Genomic DNA, 16582 nt, shown 5'->3' on the forward strand with positions numbered 1-16582 from the left:
CCTGTCTGTATGTTCTATGGTTAAGGTTCATTCATTTTCTACATGCGTTTTGTAGATTCATTTTAAAAATAAGGAGTGTTTATGAACAACAAAACAATCCCGACTTCCCTGAATGAACCTCACGTTGATGCGTATCCGACGCCGCCGTTTGAGCATCAGAAGCAGCCGTTTCCGGGGCTGGCCAGCAAAATGCACCCTGTCCCCGATCATGGCGAAAAAACCTACAAAGGCAGTGCCCGGCTGGAAGGCCGTAAAGCGCTGATCACCGGCGGTGACTCCGGCATTGGTCGTGCGGTGGCGATTGCCTTCGCTCGCGAAGGTGCGCAGGTCGCCATCAATTATCTGCCGGAAGAAGAGCCCGATGCCAAAGAAGTGGTCGATCTGTTATGGGCCGAAGGGCGGAAAGTGATCGCCATTCCGGGCGATATCCGTGACGAGAAATTCTGCCAGCAACTGGTGAAAGAAGCCGAAGAGAAACTCGGCGGGCTGGATCTGCTGGTCAATAACGCCGGTCGTCAGCAGTTCTGTGATTCGATTAAGGATCTGACCACTGAAGCGTTTGACGCCACGTTCAAAACTAACGTGTATGCGATGTTCTGGATAACCAAAGCGGCGCTGGAATTCATTCCTCGCGGCGGTTCGATCATTAATACCACCTCCGTGCAGGCGTTTTTACCGAGCGATAACTTGCTCGATTATTCATCAACCAAAGCCTCGATCATGGCCTTCACCAAAGGGCTGGCTAAACAGCTCGCGGAGGATGGCATCCGCGTGAACGGCGTTGCAGCGGGGCCATACTGGACGCCGTTGCAGATTTCAGGCGGTCAGCCGCAGGAAAAAATCGAGTCGTTTGGTGAGCAGGCTCCTCTGAAGCGTCCGGGGCAACCTGCGGAAATCGCCGCGATATACGTGACGCTGGCCTCAAACGACAACAGCTATTCCTCAGGACAAATCTGGTGTTCTGATGGGGGAACTGGCACGGTATAAGCCGCCTTCAGTACCGCCAAAGCCCGTCATTGACGGGCTTTTTTATTCAGGCATGTTCCCGCGCATTGGTACGTCATAAATAATTACGTTGCTAATTAATTCGGCATAACCCGTCATCTTTACTCATCTTTTACAGGTACCAGATAACCACTGCTTTTATTCTTCGTGTCTGTGTGATTGCCCGCGCTTTGCATGCGGGCTTTTTTTTGCCTTAAAATGCTTTGATAGATATCGATTTCATAATAAGCAATCAGATTATTCCAATTATGCTATATTTGAAGGAATCATTTTCTTTTTTGTGCAGAGTGCATCACATGCCGGATATCAAAATTGTTTGCGAGCAATGCGGGGCAGATCGTTTCATCGCCGCAGTGAACTCGCCCCTGGCAGAGACCGTACATTCTCTGATTTGTGCCGTTTGCCAACACCCGGTGCGGGTGGAAGAAGTTGTTATCTTCAGGGACGGTATGTATATCAGTGGTTCCTATGACACTTTCCTGACCGAACCTGGCAAATTGCATAATTTTATTCTCTGAATATTCAGCGTCCGTTTTGCCTTACTGGCAATAAACATTGAAGCGCAAACAGACAAAGATATCACCATGATTAATGCCAGCCCGCCCAGTTGTCCCCGGCCCATGCCTGCTCCTGCAAATAACGACGAGATAAACAGCAGGACTGGTGTCCGGTGTTTCCCCGTTACCATTTTTAGTGCCAGTTCAGTATCACAGGTCGTCTGGCCTACACGCCGTCCTGCAACTTTCTGATTTTATTCGCGGATTTCAGAGACTGATTGAGATCCTGAATGCGCTTCATGGTTTTCAGGGTCCGCGATGCGGTAGCCGAGGCAAGGGATAAAATCAGCATTTCCAGACAGACCAGTACCGTGCCATGGAGCGGCATGCGGCCATTTTCACCACCGCGCGGAACATTGATGACAATATCAGCTTGCTTTGCAAAAAAAGAATCACTGGCGTTGGTCAGTAAAATGAGAGGGATATTCAGACGCTTTGCTTCCTGTATTGCCGTTCTGCCCTCACGATGAGCACTTTTCTGCGCCATCATGATCAGGACATCGCCGCGTTGCAGGTTTATGAGCTGTTCCGCCAGCGCAATGCCTGAGCGGTTAAGTGATACTGCCGGAATGCCAATCCGGCTAAAAAGCCGTGTGCTGTAGTCCGCTAAAATGCCTGAAGCGTTCAGACCAAACACCGCCACCTGGCGCGCATTAATCAGCAGCGCGATAGCTTCAGAAATGGCCTGCCGGTTAGCGGGCTCCGCCAGCGTATCGCAGGCACGTTTATGCCCGTCGAGAACGAAGTTGATACCCGAATTGATATCGCTGGCCAGTTCGCTGACCGTCGTGCTCATCTTCTCTTCCGAGTTCACCGCCGTACCAAACCAGGCTTCCAGCGTCTTTTTCATGTCGCGTAATCCGGCGAAACCGAGTGCCTGAACGGCGCGTACTACAGTGGCATCCGAAACTTCTGTCGCGGCTGCAATATCCATTGCCGTGGCTTCCAGCGCCGATTCACGGTTGTTGTGGATATAAGACACCACCGCCTGCAAGCCGGGAGACAGTGAGGGCGCCCGGGCGCGGTAGCGTTCACCGAAAACATCAATACGTCTTTTTACCGGAATGGCAGCCATGTAATTTTACCGATCCTTTTAGTTTTGAAAGGCTTACCGGTGAATGCAAAGCATTCACACTGTGGGTTTATTTTAACAATGTAGCGTTTTTAGCAGCAAAAATATTCAAATTCTTCTGTGCTGAACCGGAACCCTATGCGCCTGAAACGTCAGGTTTCAATAAAAATTATTTAAAAACAGTTTGTTAAGTTCTGCTGAAAGCAAGATGCCTGCCGTAAAGTCATGATTTCTTCCTGTAGCAAAATTCTGAAACATATCATTTACTACTACATATCTGCATGTTGGAATGATTATCAATTGCATTACGGGGAAGTGCGTTATATTTAACACCGGGTTGATTGAAATGAATAATAAAAAACTGTTTGATTTTAAAAGAAAAGGCCATCCGGCGATTCTTGCTGCTATTTATGGCGTTGCGATGCTGGCGCCTGTTACAGGGTATTCAGCCGCAGACAGCGACACGCTGACCATCACAGGAAATGAGGCGAACGATCAGGGATACAGCGCAGGCACCAGTTCTGTTGCCAGTAAAACGCCCACACCGCGCCTTAACGAGGCACAATCGGTCAGCGTCGTGACCCGACAACAACTTGACGATTATCAGGCCACAAGTCTTTCTGATGCGATGCGTTTTGTCAGCGGTGTCAGTGAGGGGAATACGCTCGCGGGCACGGAAGATGGATTTGTCCGGCGTGGTTTTGGTTCCAACTCTGATGGGTCCATTTATCGCGACGGCGTCCGCAGCAGTCAGGGTCTCAATTTTGATGCCACCACCGAGCGGGTTGAAGTGCTGAAAGGTTCCGCGTCATTACTCTACGGGATCCAAAACCCCGGGGGTGTCATCAACCTGGTCAGTAAAAAACCGCAGTATGACTGGCACACCAAAGTCAGCGGACGTTACGCCAGTGAAGGTGGCGGAGCAGGGACAGTGGATGTCACCGGCCCGCTGGGTAATGGTTTTGCTTTTCGCATGATTGCGGAAAAACAGGATCAGGATTACTGGCGTAATTTTGGCAGTGATAAACACACCCTGATTTCGCCTTCACTGCAGTGGTACGGCGAAAAGGCCAGTTTCCTGATCAGCTATTCTGATTACCGCTACGACATTCCATACGATCGCGGAACCGCTTTTATTAACGGTAAACCGATCGATATTGGCTATAAGGACCGGCTGGATGACAAGTCAAACCGCGCCTGGGGTCATAATAAAACGCTGAACGCCCATTATGACTGGCAGTTCAGCGATGACTGGAGCACCCGCCTGACGCTGGGATGGAACCAGCGCCGCTACAATAATGACGAAGTCAGGGTGACAGCGGTTAACGCGACAACCGGCGCCGTGACGCGCAGGGCGGATGCCAATCGCGGTTTTAATCACAAGACCAAATATGTTTCCTGGGATCTGCTGGGTTCACAGGACATTCTGGCTATGAATCATGATCTTGTGCTGGGCACTGATTATGAGATGAACCAGACTTATCGTGCGCATCAATACCAGGGCAAAGCCAACAGCAGCTTTAACTTTATGGATCCGCAATACGACATTCTCTCCCCGGTCGCCGACAGCACGACTGAGAATACGGCTAACGGCAATAACCTGAACCGGATACACAGTCGTTCGGTGTATGCCAAAGACAGCATTTCACTGACACCGGACTGGATTGCGGTGCTTGGCGGCCGTTATCAACATTATGAGCAACGAGCCTCAAAAGGCTTTGATCCCGTCGTTCAGACGCTTGATTCCGAAGGGAATAAGTTTTTACCTCAGGCCGGTCTGATTTATAAAGTCACGCCAGAGGTGTCTCTTTACAGCAGCGTCAGCAAATCCTTTACACCCTCAACGGATGTAGACGATGACGGCAACGTAGGAAAACCTGAACAAGGCACTACCTGGGAAGTGGGCAGTAAATGGCAGATTACGCCACGCATGTTTGCCAGCGTGGCGCTGTACCGTATCGATGAGCGGGACATGTCACTGAGCATTAACGGCGAAACACGCGCCATTGATAAAGCACGCTCCAGCGGGGCGGAATTTGAGCTGAATGGTGAGATCCTTCCTGACTGGGAAGTCAGTGCCAATTACAGCTATGACAAAGCCGAAATTGTGGATGATGGTGAAAACTCTGCGAATAACGGCAACCGTTTGCAGAATGCGCCGCGCCATTCGGGCGCGCTCTATCTGAGCCATAATCTGGTGATTAACGGCCTGCCGGGTGATTTCCGTGTCGGCGGCGGGGCGCGTTATGTCGGCACCCGTGCGGGAGACCCGGAGAACAGTTTCACGTTACCTGATTATGTTGTGGCTGACAGTTTTGTTGCGTGGAACAACCGTCTGTTCGGGGAGAAGACGCAGCTGAAACTCAACCTGAATAACCTGTTCAACAAACATTATTACACGTCCAGCGGCGGTAACCTGCGCGTGCGCGAAGGTGAAACCCGTAATCTTATGGTGCAGGCAAGTGTTGAATTCTGATCTGCGGTTGACTCCGCGAGCGCGTAGATATTCTGTTATGACTGTGCTGTTTATGTTGTTGCTGACGGGCTTTGGCGTACAGGCCCGCACAGTGATCGATATCGACGGTAATCATGTGGACATTCCCGATAATCCGCAACGTATCGTGCTGGGCGAAAGCCGGATGCTTTATACGCTGGCCCTTCTGGAAACGGGTGATCCTGTCAGACGGATTGTCGGCTGGCCACTCGATCTGAAGAAGTATGACAGCCAGACCTGGGACATTTTTGCGCAGCGTTTTCCGCATATATTGACGATTCCGTCGCTGGGGTTGGGGGGAACAAATGATATGAACCCTGAAAAGGTGCTGGCGCTGAAACCAGATCTGGTGATCCTGCCCAGCCTTGCGCGCTATGACGATGCCGATTTGCGTCTTAAAGAAATGCTCAACGCTGCGCATATCCCGATAGTGAAAATCGATCTTCGTGTCCATCTGCTGAAAAATACTACGCGCAGTGTGAGTATTCTGGGCGAGGTGCTTAACCAGACTGCACGCGCCCAGGCATTTAATCACTTTTACGATACTCATATGCAGGTTATCCATGATCGTCTGGCCGCTTATTCCGGCCACAAACCGACGGTGCTGCTTCAGTTACATCTTGGACGTCGCAATGAATGTTGCGTGACTGCCGTGAAAGGCAGTCTTGGTGAACTGCTGAATTTTGCCGGAGGGGATAATATCGCCAGCAAAACGGTGCAGGGTGTCTTTGGCCAGCTGAATGAAGAAACGGTTATCATGGCGCAACCTGAGGTTTATTTCGCCACGGGTGCAGGTTCTCCTGATGATCAGAATGATTTGAAACTGGGGCCCGCCATATCACCGGAAATGGCACAACAAAGTCTGCGGGAACTGACTGCCAGGCAGAATGGATTGCGTGAACTTAAAGCGTTGCATAACGGCCGCACCGGGATGATATGGCATAATTTCTACCTCAGCCCGTGGCATGTTGCCGCGACCGAGTTCATGGCAAAAACCCTTTATCCTGATGTGTTTGCGGATATCGAACCTGAGCAGACATTAAAACAGATCTTTCATGACTACCTGCCAATCCCCTATACCGGCACATATTTTGCCAACGGCAACCGGTGAAGGGGCGTTGTTCTGAATGCATATTTTATCCTGAGGGGCTTTTTTCTTCGTAAATTCACCTGCCATGTCCGGTTTTCTGCCGCTATAAAATCTGTAAAAGTGGACATTAGTCGACTTTTCCTCTAAAACTTCTGCGGTTAATGCCAGACAATACCGGTATTCGGCAATCAAATAATAAGCGCTGAATGCTTAAGAGCGGCTGCAAGACAGCCGCCGGGCAAGGGTATTCACAACGATTACGACAGACTTTCTCTGGAGAATTTATGCATTCCTCTGTTAATAAAAACGAAAGCCGGACCTTCTTCGGCCATCCTTATCCGCTCGGCTCATTGTTCTTCACTGAAATGTGGGAGCGGTTCTCGTTTTATGGCATCCGTCCTTTACTGATCCTGTTTATGGCGGCGACGGTTTACGACGGCGGTATGGGGCTTGCGCGTGAAAACGCATCAGCTATCGTCGGTATATTTGCTGGCTGTATGTATCTGGCGGCGCTGCCGGGCGGCTGGCTGGCAGATAACTGGCTCGGGCAGCAGAGGGCGGTCTGGTACGGATCGATTCTGATTGCGCTCGGCCACCTGTCGATTGCGCTTTCCGCTTTCATGGGCGACAGCCTGTTCTTTATCGGCCTGATGTTTATTGTTCTCGGCTCCGGCCTGTTCAAAACGTGCATCTCGGTCATGGTGGGCACGCTGTATAAAAAAGGTGATGCGCGTCGTGATGGCGGTTTCTCACTGTTTTATATGGGCATTAACATGGGGTCGTTTATCGCGCCGCTGATTTCCGGCTGGCTGATAAAAACGCATGGCTGGCATTGGGGCTTTGGTATCGGGGGGATCGGTATGCTGGTGGCGCTGATTATCTTCCGTCTGTACGCCGTGCCGGCCATGAAACGTTACGACAGCGAAGTGGGACTGGATTCCACCTGGAACAGTCCGGTTGCTAAGAAAAACGGTGTAGGTGTCTGGCTGCTGGCGCTGGCCGCCGGTGTGGCAATCATCGTTGCGCTGATCTCGCAGGGCGTGATCGTCATTAACCCGGTTGCCGTCGCCAGCGTGCTGGTGTATGTGATTGCGGCGTCCGTTGCGCTCTATTTTATCTATCTGTTCCTGTTTGCCGGACTGAACCGGAAAGAGCGCGCCCGACTGCTGGTGTGCTTTATTTTGCTGGTCTCGGCTGCTTTCTTCTGGTCTGCGTTTGAGCAGAAACCGACCTCGTTCAACCTGTTCGCCAACGACTACACCAACCGCATGATCGGTGATTTTGAAATTCCTGCCGTCTGGTTCCAGTCCATCAATGCGTTGTTTATCATCCTGCTGGCACCGGTATTCAGCTGGGCATGGCCGTTGCTGGCGCGTAAAAACGTGCGCCCGAGCAGCATCACCAAGTTCATCATCGGCATTTTATGCGCGGCGGCGGGCTTCGGGATCATGATGATGGCTGCCCAGAACGTGCTGAACAGCGGCGGGGCAGGTGTATCGCCATTATGGCTGGTGGGCAGCATTCTGATGCTGACGCTCGGTGAGCTGTGCCTGAGTCCGATTGGTCTGGCGACCATGACGCTGCTGGCGCCGGAAAGAATGCGCGGTCAGATGATGGGCCTGTGGTTCTGTGCCAGTGCGCTGGGGAATCTGGCGGCCGGTTTGATTGGCGGACACGTAAAAGCCGATCAGCTGGATATGCTGCCTGACCTGTTCGCCCGTTGCTCCATTGCGTTGCTGATCTGCGCTGCGGTGCTGTTCGTCCTGATCATTCCGGTTCGCAGAATGCTGGAAAACGCCCAGTCTAAGACAGAACAAAAACCGGTATCACATGCCTGATGGCGGGTAAGGTGTTTGTCGAATACCGCTAAGAATCAATAAGGCCGGTCTGATGACCGGCCTTATTTTTTTTAGATTTTCGTTATACGTTTGCCGTTTTCATCAATAACTGCTTCACCGTCTTCCTTGGTGAACGCGCCACGTTGCGCATCAGGCAAGATTGCTAATACCTCCTCAGAAGGGCGGCATAACCGGGTGCCCAGCGGCGTGACAACCACCGGCCGGTTGATCAGAATCGGGTACTGCAACATGAAGTCGATCAGTTGATCGTCGCTGAAATGATTGTCTGCCAGTTTTAATTGCTCATACGGCTCGACATTTTTGCGTAACAAGGCCCGCACGGGAATACCCATATCCGCAATCAGTTTTACCAGTTCTTCACGGGCCGGTGGGGTTTCAAGATAAAAAATCACGGTTGGCTCAGCGCCGCTGTTGCGGATCAGCTCAAGGGTATTGCGCGATGTACCACAGGCCGGGTTGTGATAAATAGTGATATTGCTCATCAGGAGGTTCTCTTTTTCAATCTTAGTGTGAGGTCAGGCGTTAAACATCCGTTACAGCGCCACAGACAACCGCAGCGCTAAAGCTGCCAGCGTGACAAACAGCACAGGCAGAGTCATGACAATACCCACCCGGAAGTAATATCCCCAGGTAATCGTCATATTCTTCTGTGACAACACATGCAACCATAACAGTGTTGCCAGGCTGCCAATCGGGGTGATTTTTGGCCCCAGATCGCTGCCGATCACGTTGGCATAAATCATCGCCTCTTTAATGACTCCCGTGGCTGTGCTGCCATCAATCGACAGCGCCCCGATCAGCACGGTCGGCATATTGTTCATGATGGAAGAGAGGAAGGCGGTGATAAAGCCGGTTCCCAGCGTAGAGGCCCATAAACCCTGTTCTGCCAGCTGATTCAGCACGGCAGACAGGGCGTGCGTCAGCCCGGCATTACGTAAACCATAAACCACCAGATACATACCCAGCGAGAAAATGACGATTTGCCACGGCGCGCCGCGCAGCACTTTGCCGGTATTAATGATGTGACCTTTCCTGGCGATAATATAAAGGATCAGTGCGCCGACAGCGGCGACCAGGCTGACCGGTACGCCGAGGGGTTCAAGACCAAAGAAACCCGCCAGCAGAAGGATCAGAACCAGCCAGCCTGCTTTGAAGGTGCTGGCATCGCGGACAGCCTCAGCAGGCTGTTTCAGCAGAGAAATATCGTAAACCGGCGGGATGTCTTTGCGGAAAAACAGGTGCAGCATGACCAGTGTTGTCGCAATGGCTGCCAGATTAACCGGGCCCATGACGGACGCATATTCCGTGAATCCCAGGTTGAAGAAATCAGCCGAGACAATATTCACCAGATTTGAGACGATCAGCGGCAGGCTGGCAACATCCGCGATAAACCCGGCTGCCATGACAAAGGCTAATGTCGCGCCGCGACTGAAACCCAGAGCCAGCAGCATCGCCATGACAATCGGCGTCAGAATCAGTGCGGCACCATCATTGGCGAACAGGGCAGCGACCACCGCGCCCAGTAAAATAATCCAGGTAAATAACAGACGCCCGCGTCCGTTTCCCCAGCGTGCAACATGCAGTGCCGCCCACTCGAAGAAACCCGATTCATCCAGCAGCAGGCTGATAATGATAACGGCAATAAAAGTGGCCGTTGCGTTCCAGACTATTTGCCAGACAACCGGAATATCACCCGGGTGAACGACACCCGTCAGTAATGCCAGACCCGCACCCAGCATGGCGCTCCAGCCAATGCCCAGCCCGCGGGGCTGCCAGATAACCAGAATCAGGGTGAGTAAAAAAATAGTACCTGCCAGCAACATGATCGACTCCCTACATATTTTTTATAGTGAATGTGTTTATGGTTTTAACATGAAACCGGTGACTTATTATTCAGCTTGCGGCGTATGTTTTCGCGGTCACAGTTCCATGCAGAATCGATAATCGCCGCTGACCATGCAGGCATTTGTGGTGAGAGGCGGTAATGTACCCATTTTCCTTCCCGGCGGTCTGTGACCAGTCCGGCTTCACGTAACAGCGCGATGTGACGGGAGATCTTGGGTTGTGATTCCGCTGTTGCGGCACAGATATCGCAAACGCAAAGTTCTCCTGATTCCCTGAGAAGCATCACAATAGTCGAGCGCGTTTCGTCGGCAAGCAGTTTAAAAAGCTGCGCAGGCTGTAACATATTGAGTCCCGTTGTGGATTAGTAAAACATATGCTAATCCATATATGATGGCTTTCAAAGCACAGATTTCAGAAATGAACTCAGGGAAATATGGCGCCTGCTTTAGGTGCGCATAATCATGATTATGTTAAATATAATATCAGATTCCAGAAATCGGAATCCTGGCAGGTTTGCAGATTGCGCTGACGTCAGCGCTAAGTGCATGAGTGATTGACTTTAATTTCAATAATAAGAAAATGTTTCTTTTCGCGCGACGACCAGACATCACCGGAGTTTATCATCGCTTTTTCCCGTCATTTTCCTTGCGTCACCGCCGTCAAACACCCTGGTGCCGTTGTGGCTTTTGCGCTGTTACTGGTGGCTGGCTGTGCCTCGACACCGCCAAAATCACTGGTGACGCCGCTGCCGCCAGTGGCGAAGCACCCTCTTCCTGGTCAACCTGTGCAGAGTCATGAACCCGTGCGCGGCGTCTGGCTGGCGACCGTTTCCCGCCTCGACTGGCCACCGGTTAATTCGGTGAATGCTGGCAGTGCGTCTTTGCGCATCAGCCAGCAGCAGCAAGCGCTGACTGCCAAGCTGGATAAGCTTAAAAGTCTGGGCATCAATACGGTTTTCTTCCAGGTAAAACCTGACGGTACTGCGTTCTGGCCTTCAAAAATTTTGCCGTGGTCAGATATGCTGACGGGTAAAATTGGTCAGGATCCGGGTTATGACCCGTTGCAGTTTATGCTCGATGAAGCGCACAAGCGCGGGATGAAAGTTCATGCGTGGTTTAACCCTTACCGTGTGTCTGTGAACACCAAACCTTCGACTGTGGCGGAACTGAATCAGACATTGCCACTGCACCCTGCCAGCGTGTTTGTGCTGCACCGCGACTGGATCCGAACCTCCGGGGATCGTTTCGTGGTGGACCCTGGTATTCCTGAGGCGCGCGACTGGATCACCAGCATCGTGGCGGAAGTGGTGGCGCGTTATCCTGTCGATGGTGTGCAGTTTGATGACTATTTTTATTCCGAATCACCGGGTTCCTCGCTGGATGACAGCCTGACGTTCCGGAAGTACGGTCAGGGTTACGCTTCTAAAGCCGACTGGCGGCGTCACAATACCCAGATGCTGATTGAGCAGGTTTCACGCACCATAAAACAGCTGAAACCGGGTGTGGAATTTGGCGTCAGTCCGGCGGGTGTCTGGCGTAACGTGTCGCATGATCCGGCAGGTTCACAAACTTCCGGCGCAGCGGCTTACGATGAAGCCTATGCGGATACCCGCCTATGGGTGCAACAAGGTTTGCTCGATTATATTGCACCGCAACTGTACTGGCCATTCTCCCGCAAGGCGGCGCGTTATGACGTGCTGGCAAACTGGTGGGCAAATGTGGTCAAGCCCACACATACGCGGCTCTACATTGGTGTGGCGTTGTATAAAGTGGGTGAACCATCCAAAAATGAACCGGACTGGATGGTCAGCGGCGGCGTGCCGGAGCTGAAGAAACAGCTCGATATGAATGAATCCGTACCGCAAATTAACGGCACGATTTTGTTCCGCGAAAACTACCTCAACCAGCCGCAGACGCTGGACGCGGTCCGTTACCTGAAAAGCCGCTGGGGAAGCTGAAATAAGACAGTAAGGCACCGCCTGAACACGCAGGCGGTGCCTTTTTTTTATTGCGCGTTAAACCTTCATATCAGAACGTGTAATTTGCGCTGACCGAGACATTGCGCGGTTCACCGTAAACGGCGTAATCACTGAGCCACGAGTAGTACGTGCGGTCAAACAGGTTGTTGATGTTGGCCTGCACGGACAGCTGTTTTGTCACCTGATAACGCGTGAACAGGTCCACCAGCGCGGTACTGCCCTGCGATACACGATGCGTTTCGCCGTCCGGCCCGGTGGCATCCTGGAAGGTGCGGTTCTGCCAGTTTACACCGCCGCCGACGGTCAGATCCGGCATCATCGGTAGCTGGTAGCGGCTGAACAATTTCAGCTGGGTCTGCGGCATATTGCTGTTGAGACGGTTGCCGGTTTCGTCTTTCGCCACATAACGCGTCGCACCAAAGGTCATTTGCAGGTTGTCGGTCACCGCGCCGTTGATCTCAAACTCAGCGCCTTTGCTGACGGTGCCGCTGACCGCGACATACGCCTGCTCGCTGGAGCCGTTAACGTAATTGCTGCCATCTTCCTGTGCCACGTTATCCTGTTCGATACGGAATACTGCCATTGTGGCGGTCAGACGACCGTCCATCCACGCGGATTTAAGCCCGGTTTCGTAATTTTTCCCGGTGGTTGGGGACAGATAATGGCCGTTGATATCGCGGTCAGTCTGCGGCTGGAAGATGGACGTATAACTGGCGTATGCCGACCAGGTGTCGTTGATGTCATACACCAGACCGCCGTATGGCGTGATGTTGTTCTTGCTCATGCTGCCGCTGCTGCCATTGGTGCTCCATTGGGTATAACGTGCGCCAACGATCAGCGAAAGCGGATCCGCCAGTGAGAAGCGGGTGGCGAAATAACCGGCTTTCTGGCGGATGACATCGTCCGCATTCAGATACCAGTCTCCCCACTCCGGCTCGCTGACATTGCCGTTCCAGCTGTTGCCAAAACTGCCAATTGTGTCGCTGTCGAGAGAACCGTCTGCGCTGTAAGTCTGGTTGTGCTGGCGGCTGTAACTGACGCCAGCCACCATCTGGTGCTGACGGCCAAACAGTTCAAACGGCCCGGTGGCGTAAGTGTCGAGGGAATCCACTTTGCGCGTGCCACGGTCTTTACTGCCAAAACCGCTGAGACCAGTGCCCGTCGTGTGATCCGGGAAATCCATCAGATACAGCAATTTATCATTAAACGTTTGCTCGCCATGTGTGCCGTTTACACGGAATGTCCAGCCGTTATCAAAGTCATGTTTAACGTTGGCGAACACTTTACGCGACTGAATAGCATAATTCGTCCAGTCGGCGGAAGTGTTGGTACTGCGGTCATAATGCGTGCGCGAGCCGTCTGTGTACCAGGTTGGCAGGCCGCCCCAGGTCGGGTTGCCGGTGTTATTTTCCTGATAATCGTAACCGAGCGACACGGTGGTGTTATCGGTCACATCGGCATCCACCACGCCGTAGAAGAATTTTTTACGCTTGTGATAGCGATCCAGCCAGCTGTCCTGATCCTGATAACCGGCTACCACGCGCCCGCGCACCGAACCTTCCTGATTCAGCGGGCCGGAAGCATCGAGCACGTAACGCTGTTTGTTCCAGCTTCCGTAACTGGCGCTGATATCGCCGGTGAATTCTTTGCTGTCGGCGTGTTTACGCACCATGTTGACAGAGGCGGCCGGATTGCCCGCCCCGGTCATCAGGCCTGTGGCGCCACGCACCACTTCGATGCGGTCATAAATCGCGGTGTCTTCGGCGGCATCACCAAAATTCCAGGTGTCGCTGACGGACGTTGGAATGTCGTCGTAAGTGTAATTATTGATGTAAAAACCGCGGGAGAAATAGGATACGCGTTCGCTGTCGATGACTTCCGTCGAGATGCCGGTGGTGTTATTCAGCACGTCGCCCACCGACTGGAGGTTCTGATCCTGCATGCGCTGTTTGGTGATCACACTGACCGACTGCGGAATATCGCGCGGCGTCAGGTTCATTTTGGTGCCCGCAGTGGTGGTTTTGACCGCGTAATCCTGCCCGTCGCTGGCAGCGGCGGTCGCCGAACCTTCAATCACCATATCCTGCTGCGAGCCGGATGCGGCGGTATTCGCGGTGCCTGTCGTCCCACTGCCGGTTTCAGCGGCCTGCGCCGGATTCACCAGAACAAAAATCGCCAGCGCCAGTGTGGAAACCGTAAATGTTTTTCTTACCTTTAACGCACCCTGCTGCACGTCATATACCCTGCCATTCAAAGACATAACACATTCCCATAGCAATTTTTTTAAGGGCGAGTCTGTTTCTATTTATTGTTTTAACCAGAACAGCTCGAAATGAGAATGTGAATAGTAATTATTAACATTAACCCTGTCGCGCAGAGGATTCATCTTAATAAGTAACAAATTATGAATGCAAAAAATTCAGAGGAAAATAAGAACCCGGCGAAGAACTTCACCGGGTTTAATGATGAGGAAAATTGCTTTACGTCCGCACCAAAGCCCGCGACTTATCCAGCAGGAAAGGCCGCAGGTAACCGACAGTATTGGAAAGCAGAATCACGTCCTCGGAAAGGCGAATACTCAGCACGTCCGTCAGGTATTTTTTACGGGTGACCATACGCTGCCAGACCTCCGGGAACTGCGTTTCCAGCTCTTTTCGCAGTGATTCATCTGCCAGCCCTACCGTATCTTCGATGCTGCTGCCACCATAGCCGGGTAATGACGGAATAATATCAATCTGAAACAACATGCCACTTTCAAACGGGATCACTGAGCCACCGTATACCGGAGAACACAACCACTCCTCATCTGCAACCAGATGGCCGGGATTGAGATGCCAGTGATAGATGCTCTGTGGCAGCGTTTGCTCAACAAGCTGATAAAGCTCGCCGCCGGTCAGCCCGATGCGCAGTGCTTCAAGCCAGGTTACTACCGTGTGGTAATAGGGTATCGCGAGCCGCTGCAACCAGTCCGAAACCTCTTCCGGTAATTCATTTTCCGCCGCCACCACATACGCCGCACGGCTGGTGAGGCCTCCTTTGTATCCGGCGGTGAGCGAAAACTTATCGCCATGCCGGATAGTTTTGTCGGAAGGATACAGATTCGCATGGGCGAAACGCTCGCCCGTCGCGGCAATCATAATCACGTTCCCGTGCTGGCCTTCTCCTGCCAGTAACTGACCGATTTCTTTTTCTGATTTGCCGGGTGCAATCGTATCCAGCGCCGCAAGCACCTGAGTGGAGGCCAGGTTGGCGCCGTATTCATAAAACGCCACTTCATTAGCGGTATTAATCCGCCGCGCACCATTTTCTGGCGAGGTAAACAGACCGGTGGCGTTGACCACATCTCCAGCCACGCCCGCGGCCTTTCGGACTGCGTCGAGGACAAACGCGGGCACATCAAAGGTGGTTTTATCCGTGACAGGGTCACATCTGAACAGTTTCCAGCCTGCAATGCCAACGTGCTGCGCGTCAGCAATACCGGCAGATTTAAGCAAATCGTGCAGCGGCTGATGATGTTTCATCGGCTGGTTGGGCAGGGAAAACACCGGCGCATGCAGGCAGCGACCCGCGTTGCGCGCATGGGGAACCAGTTTCAGATTTTCATTCCCCATAACATAAGTCAGTTCACCGGTCGCGCGCACCACCAGCAAGGCTTCTTCAAAGCGCGGGATAAAACCCGCAAGATATTCGAAATTGCCGCCGTGTTCTTTGTCGGCATAAATCACCAGGCTGTCGAGCTGATGCTGTTGCATCGCGTGAAGGATATGACGCAGGCGTGACGCCATGGTTTCATCGGATAATACCGGGGTGGGAATGTGAGGGTAAGTCGCGGGAGCCGGGAGGGTTTTCAGTGAATACTCATGTTCAGCTTTCATTGCGTGTCCTTTTGCATGGCGGGGGAAAGAGGATTATGCCCCAAACGGCCTCTTAAGGCCGCATTCACCGGACAGGGAACTCTGCTAAATTTAAGGTAATTCCCTGCTGTTGCTGCCTGACGAGGTTAATAACGATGGTTACCGAGAGTGATAAGGGCAAAGACCTCAGTCAGGCTACCGCTGAGCTATTTGCCGAACTTATTCCCTATCTCCAGTTCCGTACTGTCCCCGCGGGCTCGCGCTTCCATCTGTATGAGAGGGGGGAATTTTATTGTTATTTCATTCGCAAAGGCTGGTTTAAAACCTTTCATAACGACGAACCTGTGCTGATAGGCACGTTGTCAGTGCCGGGCATCATTGGTATTGGCGGTGCGGTGCCCTCAGAGGCCAGAATGTTTATTCAGGCGCAGGATGAATCTGAGATTGCCGTCTCCACCGTGGCGGAGATGCATGCCCTGATTGATCGTCTGGAGTTGTGGGAGCCAATGGCAAAGCACTTTTTCAGGATGACCAACAATCTCTATGTCAAAAGCACAATGCTGACGGCACCAACATCCTATGAAATTCTGCGCCACCAGCTCATGGAACTCATGAAAGAACCGCCGGAAATACGCGAAAATATTCCTGCTGCCCATTACATTCAGCTTAAGACGCACCTTTCACGCAGCACGATCATGAAAGTGCTTTCACAATTGAAACAGGGGGGATATGTGAGGCTCCACAACGGTATTCTGAAAGAAGTGATCCGTTTGCCACTGAAATACTGAGCGTGGTATCAGGGGGGAAGAAAGCGTGCCGTTACGCACG

13 protein-coding genes are annotated in these 16582 nt (G+C 52.2%); 7 read left to right on the forward strand and 6 right to left on the reverse strand.

Going from position 1 to position 16582, the window contains the following annotated elements; translation table 11 throughout:
- The first annotated feature begins 81 nt into the window (after positions 1-81).
- The gene (locus GW591_RS16700; RefSeq protein ID WP_166861029.1) at positions 82-987 is read left to right on the forward strand and encodes an SDR family oxidoreductase; all 906 of its coding nucleotides are present in this window, start codon (positions 82-84) and stop codon (positions 985-987) included.
- 314 nt (positions 988-1301) lie between these two features.
- The gene (locus GW591_RS16705; RefSeq protein ID WP_013578293.1) at positions 1302-1523 is read left to right on the forward strand and encodes a hypothetical protein; all 222 of its coding nucleotides are present in this window, start codon (positions 1302-1304) and stop codon (positions 1521-1523) included.
- 205 nt (positions 1524-1728) lie between these two features.
- Here GW591_RS16705 and GW591_RS16710 read toward each other — a convergent pair whose 3' ends face one another.
- On the reverse strand, positions 1729-2637 hold the full coding sequence (locus GW591_RS16710) for a MurR/RpiR family transcriptional regulator (RefSeq protein ID WP_013578295.1): 909 nt from the start codon (positions 2635-2637) through the stop codon (positions 1729-1731).
- Positions 2638-2980: 343 nt separating this feature from the next.
- Between GW591_RS16710 and GW591_RS16715 the strand changes: the two genes are divergently transcribed.
- From GW591_RS16715 to GW591_RS16725, 3 genes are all read left to right on the forward strand, one after another.
- A complete protein-coding gene (locus tag GW591_RS16715; protein ID WP_166861032.1) occupies positions 2981-5110 on the forward strand; it encodes a TonB-dependent siderophore receptor in 2130 nt (709 codons plus the stop codon).
- A 37-nt stretch (positions 5111-5147) separates the two neighbouring features.
- A complete protein-coding gene (locus tag GW591_RS16720) occupies positions 5148-6239 on the forward strand; it encodes an ABC transporter substrate-binding protein (RefSeq protein WP_119262292.1) in 1092 nt (363 codons plus the stop codon).
- 263 nt (positions 6240-6502) lie between these two features.
- The gene (locus tag GW591_RS16725) at positions 6503-8056 is read left to right on the forward strand and encodes a peptide MFS transporter (RefSeq protein WP_013578298.1); all 1554 of its coding nucleotides are present in this window, start codon (positions 6503-6505) and stop codon (positions 8054-8056) included.
- Between the two features lie 71 nt (positions 8057-8127).
- Here GW591_RS16725 and arsC read toward each other — a convergent pair whose 3' ends face one another.
- The 3 genes from arsC to GW591_RS16740 are packed head-to-tail and all read right to left on the reverse strand — an operon-like array spanning position 8128 to position 10265.
- Positions 8128-8559 (reverse strand): glutaredoxin-dependent arsenate reductase, encoded by a 432-nt coding sequence (gene arsC / locus GW591_RS16730; RefSeq protein ID WP_037032937.1) that lies wholly within the window; start codon positions 8557-8559, stop codon positions 8128-8130.
- A gap of 51 nt (positions 8560-8610) precedes the next feature.
- The gene (locus GW591_RS16735; protein WP_119262291.1) at positions 8611-9900 is read right to left on the reverse strand and encodes an arsenic transporter; all 1290 of its coding nucleotides are present in this window, start codon (positions 9898-9900) and stop codon (positions 8611-8613) included.
- Between the two features lie 44 nt (positions 9901-9944).
- On the reverse strand, positions 9945-10265 hold the full coding sequence (locus GW591_RS16740) for a metalloregulator ArsR/SmtB family transcription factor (RefSeq protein ID WP_013578301.1): 321 nt from the start codon (positions 10263-10265) through the stop codon (positions 9945-9947).
- A gap of 279 nt (positions 10266-10544) precedes the next feature.
- Between GW591_RS16740 and GW591_RS16745 the strand changes: the two genes are divergently transcribed.
- Complete coding sequence (locus GW591_RS16745) at positions 10545-11879, forward strand: glycoside hydrolase family 10 protein (RefSeq protein WP_049804369.1); 1335 nt, start codon at positions 10545-10547, stop codon at positions 11877-11879.
- A gap of 70 nt (positions 11880-11949) precedes the next feature.
- Here GW591_RS16745 and fhuE read toward each other — a convergent pair whose 3' ends face one another.
- Positions 11950-14160: a ferric-rhodotorulic acid/ferric-coprogen receptor FhuE gene (gene fhuE, locus GW591_RS16750; RefSeq protein ID WP_166861034.1), complete on the reverse strand. Its 2211-nt coding sequence runs from the start codon at positions 14158-14160 to the stop codon at positions 11950-11952.
- A 220-nt stretch (positions 14161-14380) separates the two neighbouring features.
- Positions 14381-15775, reverse strand: a complete 1395-nt coding sequence (locus GW591_RS16755; protein ID WP_119262290.1) for a M24 family metallopeptidase — start codon at positions 15773-15775, stop codon at positions 14381-14383.
- 134 nt (positions 15776-15909) lie between these two features.
- On the opposite strand from GW591_RS16755, the gene GW591_RS16760 reads away from it, so the two are divergent.
- A complete protein-coding gene (locus tag GW591_RS16760) occupies positions 15910-16542 on the forward strand; it encodes a helix-turn-helix domain-containing protein (RefSeq protein ID WP_013577710.1) in 633 nt (210 codons plus the stop codon).
- Positions 16543-16582: the final 40 nt, after the last annotated feature.

The sequence above is a fragment of the Rahnella aceris genome (assembly GCF_011684115.1).
Taxonomy (GTDB): domain Bacteria; phylum Pseudomonadota; class Gammaproteobacteria; order Enterobacterales; family Enterobacteriaceae; genus Rahnella; species Rahnella aceris.